Consider the following 3,154-nt stretch of genomic DNA (forward strand, 5'->3'; position numbering starts at 1 on the left):
AAAGATGTTAATCAAATAGTTACAATGAAATTTATGGCAATCTTTGGATAATGTTTGTCTTTAGATAATACGGATTATCAAAACCTTTTGATAATCCGTATGTCGGGTATGGGCATCAACTGCAACGGGGAGAGCACTTCACGGCGGATATGACGGAACGGCAGGCAGACTCGCTGCTTCGTGCCGACCTTTGGAAATACTTTGAACACTTCAAAGGCTATGGTAAGGATGCGCTGCTGCTGACCTTGCTTGCCTATAATGTAGGTGTGGGGAGGTTGCTCGGCTATGGTAAGCACCCTAAGAGTAGGCTGCTACGAAAGATAGAAGCTGGAGATAGGAACTTTTATCAAGAGTATATTTCGTTCTGCCAATACAAGGGGAAAGTTTTGAATGGGTTAGTTAAACGCAGACAGGTGGAGTTTGCGCTGTTTTATATACCTTGATACATCTATTCTTATTTTGCAAAAGTACAACTTCTACCTCGTCTCTTCAATTGCCAATAATAATGATTTTAGTTTTTTTTTATTGGTGTCCGATAAAACTTTTTTGAAGTTATCTGTGTTAGTTAAAATAGACTTAAACTTATGATTTCATTAATTTATCTGGTTATTATAGGGCTTTGCTTGTCAATATAAGCACATTTTATAATGCTTACAGTTTGAAACTGAAAACCAAGCCTCTGGATAAGTAAAACTGCTGCAACACCGATGAGTAAAGGGATACAGAGCTTTCAGTTTATTTTTACCGGACAGCAATAGTTTTTTTTATAATACGCTTTACAGTTTACATTGATATCATATAGGTGTGGAGCCGTGTATTGACTTATGAAGATTCCCAATCCCACGACTACGCAAGATAGAAGATAATGGAAGAAATCTCTACAAGGAGTATCTAAAATCTTGTAGATGTAAGGTAAAGGTGTTAAGAGAATTGCTCATACGTAGGCAAATAGAGCTTGTATTATTCTCTACTTATAAATAATATTTACATTTACTGAATAAATTTATCAAATTATTTTCAATATTAATTAAGAAGTATTACCTTTGCCATATAATTTTAATTCAATTATTTTTATGGAAAGAAAACAAATAACTGCTCTACCTACAGACGAATGGTGTATCCTACATGCAATCAGAATTTCTAAGAATGCATACAATGGTCCTTATGAAATTTTTGGGGATATACTATATGAACGGAAACTCTCAGAATATATAAATGCTCAGCAAAAGCAACAAGCCACAGCATCTCCAAGCTTTTTAACTTCACCTCCTCATATGTATGATGAATTTGATGAATTGATAGAGAAAACAGTAAAGGCAACATATCCAAATGCCCAATATTCTCAGAAACTAATTATTTTTGATGTGCAAAAAGAAGACTTGAGTATTAAGCTAAGACGCCCTAAACAAGAAGTATGCTTTTATTACGTTCCAAATATAGATTTTTCAGATGCTTGTAATTTGGAAGGAAAAACCTTTATTCGTTATAGATTATCAATGAATATTTATGCTGACTGGAGTAATGCTGATATGTTTAAAAATGAAGGTTTCTTTAAGAGTTACGAATTATCTAAACAGGAGATGATGGAAAAAATTATGAATGATACAAAATATGTAAATCTATAATTTGTTACATTTTGTAGCGACTTTCTTTTGCTTCTTTTCTTTAGTCGCCTGCTCGTTCAAAGACAAAGAAAAGAAGCCACGCAAACCTAAAATTTGCGTGGCTTTTACTATTATTCAGCAGGATATTTTTGCACTTTCGTTATTCTGTCTATTCGTTTGTTGGGGTGTTTGTCAAAAGCCCAATTTATTTCATCATCGGGTAAAGTGCTGTGAATACTGCCACCCATAACCAATCCACAATTTTGCAGGACTTTTTGCCGTGCTTCTTCCTTGCTCTCCGCAACCACATCGAACACTCCTTCAAAGACGTATTGTGTCCGAACTCTGTAAACTTTCTTCTTCATAATCTTAAAATTCAACTTTTAATAATCTGTATTCCTTTGGCTCTCCATTAGATAATTTGCGATGTGTGAGCCAAAAGTGATGTGCGCCATAGCCGTATGCAAAGAACTTGTCAAGTTCTGTTTCTTTGGCTATTTTGTTGATAGCCGACCTTAACTCCTCTTTGTTGTCGGATAAGGTTATCGCATTAATCACCCTAATGAGAATATGCGGTATCTCATCCGCATAGTTGTAGATGATATTTTCAATCTCTGTTTTCATATCTCTGATAATTTAATAGTTCATACTTTATGCTGTTGCTTTCATTCTTCGGCTTATAAGACCTCGATTAGCGTTGACAAGGTTTACTATCTGCTCGTGGTATTCTGTATTCTTGTTGCAAACTCCACGACTTTGCACCACTTCCAAAGTTTGTAATGATACTTCGATAGTTTCTATTCGCTTACCTTCAATGGTAGCCGAAAGGATAAGGGAGTCCTCCTTGAGGTAGTATGCATTAGAGAATACGCAATGGTGCATTGATACACCTTCTTCCAAATGTTCCTGCACGCTCTCTAAAACGTGGACTTGAATTGTGCCGTCCGTGAAAGCTATGCCAAAGAACTTGGATTTGAGTTCCTTGAAACGTTTTTCGTCTTCCATTGCCTTCTGCTGCTTCTGTCTAATCTCCTCTCTTTCACGCTGTCTGAGAAGTTCCTCGTGTCTGCGGTCGTGTTCGGCTTTAAGGTCTGCAGGGCATAAATATTTTGGATTATGAATATCCTTACCTAATCTTCTAAGTGTATCTACATAATCATTCCAAAGGGAAATATCTGTAATATTATAGCCGTTACGAACTGCAATCTTGTAGGACTGCCATAGTTCTTCAAAAGTTCTCTTGTTGCCAAGAAAGTAACGTAAGTGGTCTGTGCTACCTGCCTTTAGCAATGTTTCCACACGGCTGTCTGTAAGTAATGCAGGAATAAACTTAGTAGGCACGATGCTATAGAAATTATCCTTAAAACCATTTCTACGAAGTATGTCTGTAACCTTGAACTTTGGATATATCGGTGAGTAGGCAATATGCTGATAGGCTTCATTATCATTGCGTATCGCCATAGGACTATAATAGGAAAATGTATCAACATAGTGTCCCAATACCCTCTGTATAGCAACCACAGCTTTTCGTCCCTGCATATTCCACCAAT

General features: G+C 36.5%; 4 protein-coding genes and 1 pseudogene. 2 read left to right on the forward strand and 3 right to left on the reverse strand.

The window, feature by feature from the left end:
• Nucleotides 1–95: 95 nt before the first annotated feature.
• Nucleotides 96–443, forward strand: a pseudogene (locus X919_RS14760) (glycoside hydrolase family protein); the annotation flags it as partial.
• A gap of 630 nt (nt 444–1,073) precedes the next feature.
• Nucleotides 1,074–1,625 carry a hypothetical protein gene (locus X919_RS0104510; protein WP_028899189.1) on the forward strand — a complete coding sequence of 184 codons (552 nt, stop codon included), beginning with the start codon at nt 1,074–1,076 and terminating at the stop codon, nt 1,623–1,625.
• A 110-nt stretch (nt 1,626–1,735) separates the two neighbouring features.
• Here X919_RS0104510 and X919_RS0104515 read toward each other — a convergent pair whose 3' ends face one another.
• From X919_RS0104515 to X919_RS0104525, 3 genes are all read right to left on the reverse strand, one after another.
• Nucleotides 1,736–1,969: a hypothetical protein gene (locus X919_RS0104515; RefSeq protein ID WP_028899190.1), complete on the reverse strand. Its 234-nt coding sequence runs from the start codon at nt 1,967–1,969 to the stop codon at nt 1,736–1,738.
• Between the two features lie 4 nt (nt 1,970–1,973).
• Nucleotides 1,974–2,228, reverse strand: a complete 255-nt coding sequence (locus tag X919_RS0104520) for a hypothetical protein (protein ID WP_028899191.1) — start codon at nt 2,226–2,228, stop codon at nt 1,974–1,976.
• Nucleotides 2,229–2,255: 27 nt separating this feature from the next.
• A partial coding sequence (locus tag X919_RS0104525; RefSeq protein ID WP_028899192.1) for a PcfJ domain-containing protein occupies nt 2,256–3,154 on the reverse strand: 899 nt, incomplete at its 5' end.

The organism is Prevotella sp. HJM029 (assembly GCF_000599605.1).
GTDB lineage: Bacteria > Bacteroidota > Bacteroidia > Bacteroidales > Bacteroidaceae > Prevotella.